Below are 5507 nucleotides of genomic sequence, written 5' to 3'. Positions count from 1 at the left end.
CGTTTATGTATAAAAACGACTATTTCGTACTTTCAATTAATAAATTTAAGATGTTTTGGGCAGCTTTGGAAATTTTTGTTCCCGGTCCGAACACTCCGAACACACCTGCTTCGTATAAGAAATCGTAATCTTGCTGCGGAATTACTCCTCCTGCAACTACCATAATGTCTCCACGTCCTAATTTTTCTAATTCAGCAATTACTTGCGGAACTAATGTTTTATGACCTGCAGCCAATGAACTAACACCCAATACGTGAACGTCATTTTCTACCGCTTGCTTAGCCGCTTCTGCCGGTGTTTGGAACAATGGACCTATGTCTACGTCAAATCCTATGTCTGCAAAAGATGTCGCAATTACTTTGGCTCCTCTGTCATGACCATCTTGTCCCATTTTTGCAACCATAATTCTAGGACGTCTTCCTTCTAACTCGGCAAATTTATCGGCCAAAGCCTGTGCATTTTCAAAATCTTTATCTTGCATTGCTTCTGATGAATAAACTCCACTAATTGATCGAATTGTAGCTTGGTATCTTCCGAAAGTTTTTTCCATAGCTGCAGAAATTTCACCTAAAGAAGCTCTATCTCTCGCACAATCTACGGCTGCTGCTAATAAGTTTCCATTACCTGTTGCTGCAACTTCTTCTAATTTCGCTAAAGAAGCTTTTACTTTCGCATCGTCTCTTTCAGCTCTTAGTTTTTCTAAGCGTTCAATTTGTGATAAACGTACTTTAGTATTGTCTACCTCTAATATTTCAATCGGATCTTCTTTTTCTAATTCATAACGGTTAACTCCTACCAAGATGTCTTTTCCAGCATCTAAACGCGCTTGTTTTCTTGCCGCAGCTTCTTCTATACGCATTTTCGGAACTCCCGTTTCTATGGCTTTTGCCATTCCACCTAATTCTTGAACTTCTTCTATTAGTTCCCACGCTTTGTCTACTAACTCTTCGGTTAACTTCTCCACGTAGTAACTACCCGCCCAAGGGTCTATTACATCTGTAATTCCTGTTTCTTCTTGCAAGTATATTTGCGTGTTACGCGCAATGCGAGCTGAGAAGTCGGTTGGTAAAGCAATGGCTTCATCTAAAGCGTTGGTGTGTAAAGATTGTGTTCCTCCAAATGCAGCAGCCAAAGCTTCTATACATGTTCTTGCAACATTATTAAAAGGATCTTGTTCTGTTAAACTCCATCCAGAAGTCTGACAGTGCGTTCTTAACGCCAAAGATTTTGGATTCTCCGGGTTGAATTGCGCTACTAATTTCGACCAAATCAAACGACCTGCCCTCATTTTAGCAATCTCCATGTAGTGGTTCATACCTATGGCCCAGAAGAAACTAAGTCTTGGTGCAAATTCATCTACTTTTAAACCTGCTTCAATACCCGCTTTTAAGTATTCTAAACCATCTGCAAGCGTGTAAGCTAACTCAATTCCTGCTGTTGCACCTGCTTCTTGCATGTGGTAACCAGAAATAGAAATAGAGTTGAACTTCGGCATGTTTTGAGAAGTGTACTCAAAGATGTCCGAAATAATTTTCATGGATGGCTTTGGTGGATAGATGTAGGTATTTCTAACCATGAACTCCTTCAAAATGTCATTCTGAATAGTTCCTGCCAAGTCTTTTTTATCTACACCTTGTTCTTCAGCGGCTACAATGTAAAAAGCCATAATCGGAATCACCGCTCCGTTCATGGTCATAGAAACAGACATCTTGTCTAAAGGTATTTGATCAAACAAAACCTTCATGTCCAAAATACTGTCTATTGCAACACCTGCTTTACCTACGTCACCCACCACGCGCTCGTGGTCAGAATCGTATCCTCGGTGTGTGGCCAAGTCAAAGGCAACAGATAAACCTTTTTGTCCAGCCGCTAAATTACGTCTGTAAAAGGCATTCGACTCTTCTGCTGTACTAAATCCGGCATACTGACGAATCGTCCAAGGTCTTACGGTATACATCGTAGAGTAAGGTCCCCCCAAATAAGGAGGTAAACCACTTACAAACGACGTGTGCTTACTGTCTTTAATATCTGCTTTACTGTAAAAATTCTGTAATTTAATTTTCTCAGCCGTATCAAATATTTCTTTAGCTTCTTGCTTTGGTGCAGACGCCGTTGACTTAATATCTATATTTCTAAAATCTACCTTTTCCATTACAATTCCACTTTAGCGTCTCTTTCTAAAATTAATTCACTTCCAAACACCGTTTTTTCAGCAGCTTGCCACGTGTTGTCTTCATCTGTAATGTTCGGAAATTTGTTGATTCCTATTAAGGTGTTTTTCTTTGCTTCAACACTTGCAATACGTTGTGCTCTTATAGCGTTCACATCGGCAACAAAAGTGTCCATCTCACCATTTTCTAGTGCTTGGAAACGTTTCCATACATTCTTTTCTAACACTTCAGTAATTGCTTCTAATGCGTAAGCACCACCAGCAGGGTCTATTACTTTATCAATGTAAGATTCTTCCTTTAAAATCAAGGAAATATTGTTGGCCATACGTTGTGTGAATTCTGGGCGTTTTTGGGTTGCTCTTTGATCGTACGGACGTACAACTATAAAATCAGCACCTCCAACCGCAGCACTTAAACACTCTGTTGTTAAACGCAACAAGTTAGTATAAGGATCTTTTACAGATTTGTTCACATCTATAGATTGCGCTTCTATGGTTGCTACCTTAGAACAAGCATGCTCTGGTTGGTACTGTTCAACAATAAAACTCCATAATTTGCGCAGTACTCTGAATTTGGCAATTTCTAAAAAGTATAGATTACCAATTCCAAGTTTAAAGTGTATACAAGCCGCAGCGTTGTCAACACTTACACCATTTTCAATTAATAAATGTAATTCCTCATGACCTCTGTGCAAAGCATAGGCAATTTCTTGCGTTGAATTCCCTCCACTTACCAATACTTCTCTAGCATCTATACATATGTTTTTGGCTACAGAATTTTTAGAAAGGATACGAACTTTATTTTCTGTTTGGTTAGCAATTTCTTGAGCAAAACTAAATTGCTCTTCGTTGTTTACTGTAATAAAGGCATGTATGTGTTCAAAGCCTATATTTTCAACTACAGTTTTACATTCTTCCAAAGAGAAGTTTCCAAAGTCTAAGCGCAAGGCAGTATTTCCTTTCATCAATGCATTCAAAGCATAAGTGTTCTGTGCTTTAGCATCTAAATCAGAAGGAACCTCGGCCATGATTTCCCAGGAATTCTGGTCAAATCTACCACCCCTTTTGTAATCTCCGGTTCCCGGGTATTCCTCTTCTACTTGCGAAGTAGAGTAGTGGTAGTTTGCATTGTAGCTTATTTCTTCCAAGGGGTAATTGTTGGTCATCGATTCCTCGAAATCTTTACCTTTTAAATCCTTGGTAATCTTTGCTTGCCAGTCTTTTAAACTGGGTATTGTAAAATCTTTGAAAAAATCACTCATAATTTTCGTTTCAATCGCTCAGCGCTATCCACAAAAATAAAAAACTAAAGAGGAGTAACACCCTTGTAAGAGAGCGAATCAGAAAGAATTCTGTGAAATTTTAAAAGAAGGGGCAAAGTCGCTCCAAAAAGCCCTCTAATTTTAAGGAAATTATCAGCTTTTTTAAGCACCGGGCCATCCGCTAAAGTTGGAGTACTAAAACAACTTCAAAACTAGGGTGCAAAGGAGCTCCTTTTGTCGCTCTTTTTACCTGTGTTTTGTACAGTTTTACTCCTCCAAGCTACCGCTACTGTCCCTCTTTGAATATTGCTGAATGGCCAAAAAGTTTAATGTAGCTACTGCCGTCATTAAAACAGAACCTATTGCAACACCAAAAAATGGTAAACGCAACAACAAGGTAAATAAAGCTCCTGTCAAAATCATGTAACCGAAACGATTTAGGGCAAATTTATAACTGTTTTTACTTGAAACTTTATGACGTTCTAATGAGAAGTCGTAAAACGTAAATCCAAACCAAAAACTATTGATAATAAGCAGGTAAACTGGTGTGAGTGCATCTAGGTTGAACAAGTTTGCCAAGGTTAAATCCCAAAGAATAAAGAGAAAAATATCAATCACAAGACCGATTAATAAAATCCCTATCATGCGTATAACATCCTTTATGATTTGTTCCCAAGTACTTTTAAAAGTAGAGCCTGTTACCTCATTTTCTATACGTTCACTGAGTACTGTGTTAAAGGGAGAAAGTAAGGTTAGAATAAAAAATTGTAGGATGTAAATTAACCCCACCTCACTCCATGTGTCCATCGCCGCGAAGCCAGTTCGTAAACTACTTCCCACCCAAGGAATTTCTCCAGCATAATCCAGTAGGCCAAAAATAAAATGGATGATATTGACCAATATGAAAAAGAAAAAGCTCACTAAAATTCCGGGTATAAAGAATACGAGGAACTTTCCTTTTACCAGGAGCTTTATACTCTGGATTAAACTTTGTAGATGGTTGCGTAGAAGGTGCATTATTTAAATAAATTTAATATCAATAAGGTGATGCCGTAAAACGCAATGGTTCCCATGAAAAACAACTTTCCACCTCTGTAACCACGGGTGTACCAATAATAACTATTTACAGATCCCGCGATTAAAGCAGGAATCAAGGCCAAAATGTAGCTCTGCATTTTTATTCGGCAAAATTAACTTTTCTCTAAATATAAAAAAGATGGCATAGCTTTTGAAATCGTTAACATAGATTTTAAAACTAAACAAATGAAAACATTCATGTATAAAGCCATTGCGTTAACTGCTATGTTTACCTTTTTAGCGGGTGTAGCTAGTGCCCAAGAAGAAGAAAAAAATCCGTTGTACAGAACTTGTGCAAGGGCGGTTGAGCTGTGGATTGAAAAACCAGCTCCCGATGCAATCATTAAAAATTATCCCGTAAAAAAAGTAGATAGAAATTTGGCCACAAAATCGCTACCCCTAAAAGTTAGAAGATTGGACAAATTAGTTCGCTAAGTTTTCTAACTTCATCAAAGTCTCGAAATTTTTCGGGACTTTTTTTATGTCTATAACTCCCGTAAATATTGAGTTTTAAAGCATTTTAGAAATTATTTTTTAGAATTTACTTGTAATTCAAATTTATTCTACTCTATCTTTGTAGCGTCGAAGAACACGCGTTCCTCGATTTATATAGAAGAGGTGAGAGACAGGCTCTATGACCCTCTGGCAACCCGCTCAAACGATGAGCACGGTGCCAATTCCTGATAGATAAATTGAGTGATGTAAACGGTGAAATTCTAGCTTCGGCAATTTCCAAATTTGTTTTTACATAAAAATTGCGCAAGTCATTGTCCTTGCTGTGAATTTTTACTTTTTGCAATCGCTCCAAAATTTTTTTTTGAATGAAAAATAACGTGGAGAAATGGATTACAGAGGAGGATTTTTTTCTGGAATCTGGCGAGAAATTAGAAGACCTCATTGTAGCTTATCAAAGTTTTGGTAAACTCAACAACGAGGCCAGTAATGTAATCTGGATTTGTCATGCTCTTTCAGCAGACACCAACCCAACGCGATGGTGG

The 5507-nt window shown here is 38.0% G+C and carries 5 protein-coding genes and 1 riboswitch; of the genes, 1 reads left to right on the top strand and 4 read right to left on the bottom strand.

Annotated elements, in window-relative coordinates:
- Nucleotides 1-19: 19 nt before the first annotated feature.
- The 4 genes from scpA to R3333_RS12110 form a co-directional block, all read right to left on the bottom strand.
- Nucleotides 20-2152 carry a methylmalonyl-CoA mutase gene (scpA, locus tag R3333_RS12125; protein ID WP_318959042.1) on the bottom strand — a complete coding sequence of 711 codons (2133 nt, stop codon included), beginning with the start codon at nt 2150-2152 and terminating at the stop codon, nt 20-22.
- On the bottom strand, nt 2152-3432 hold the full coding sequence (locus R3333_RS12120; protein ID WP_318959041.1) for a methylmalonyl-CoA mutase family protein: 1281 nt from the start codon (nt 3430-3432) through the stop codon (nt 2152-2154). Before R3333_RS12120 ends, scpA begins: the two co-directional genes overlap by 1 nt.
- Nucleotides 3433-3699: 267 nt before the next feature.
- Nucleotides 3700-4353, bottom strand: coding sequence for a hypothetical protein (locus R3333_RS12115; RefSeq protein WP_318959040.1), 654 nt, complete (start codon nt 4351-4353; stop codon nt 3700-3702).
- Nucleotides 4354-4448: 95 nt separating this feature from the next.
- Nucleotides 4449-4607: a hypothetical protein gene (locus R3333_RS12110; RefSeq protein WP_318959039.1), complete on the bottom strand. Its 159-nt coding sequence runs from the start codon at nt 4605-4607 to the stop codon at nt 4449-4451.
- An 88-nt stretch (nt 4608-4695) separates the two neighbouring features.
- Here R3333_RS12110 and R3333_RS12105 point away from each other — a divergent pair, with 88 nt between their 5' ends.
- Nucleotides 4696-4944, top strand: coding sequence for a hypothetical protein (locus R3333_RS12105; protein ID WP_318959038.1), 249 nt, complete (start codon nt 4696-4698; stop codon nt 4942-4944).
- 167 nt (nt 4945-5111) lie between these two features.
- A riboswitch (SAM riboswitch) is annotated at nt 5112-5203 on the top strand.
- The last annotated feature ends 304 nt before the right edge of the window (nt 5204-5507 follow it).

This window comes from Lishizhenia sp., assembly GCF_033720595.1.
Taxonomy (GTDB): domain Bacteria; phylum Bacteroidota; class Bacteroidia; order Flavobacteriales_D; family Crocinitomicaceae; genus Lishizhenia.
This window is presented reverse-complemented; position numbering and strand designations above follow the sequence as displayed.

Bases quoted from the DNA above. Each gene is read 5' to 3' on its own strand.
- R3333_RS12120 (WP_318959041.1), bottom strand. From the start codon at position 3,432: ATGAGTGATTTTTTCAAAGATTTTACAATACCCAGTTTAAAAGACTGG.
- scpA (WP_318959042.1), bottom strand. From the start codon at position 2,152: ATGGAAAAGGTAGATTTTAGAAATATAGATATTAAGTCAACGGCGTCT.
- R3333_RS12110 (WP_318959039.1), bottom strand. From the start codon at position 4,607: ATGCAGAGCTACATTTTGGCCTTGATTCCTGCTTTAATCGCGGGATCT.
- R3333_RS12105 (WP_318959038.1), top strand. From the start codon at position 4,696: ATGAAAACATTCATGTATAAAGCCATTGCGTTAACTGCTATGTTTACC.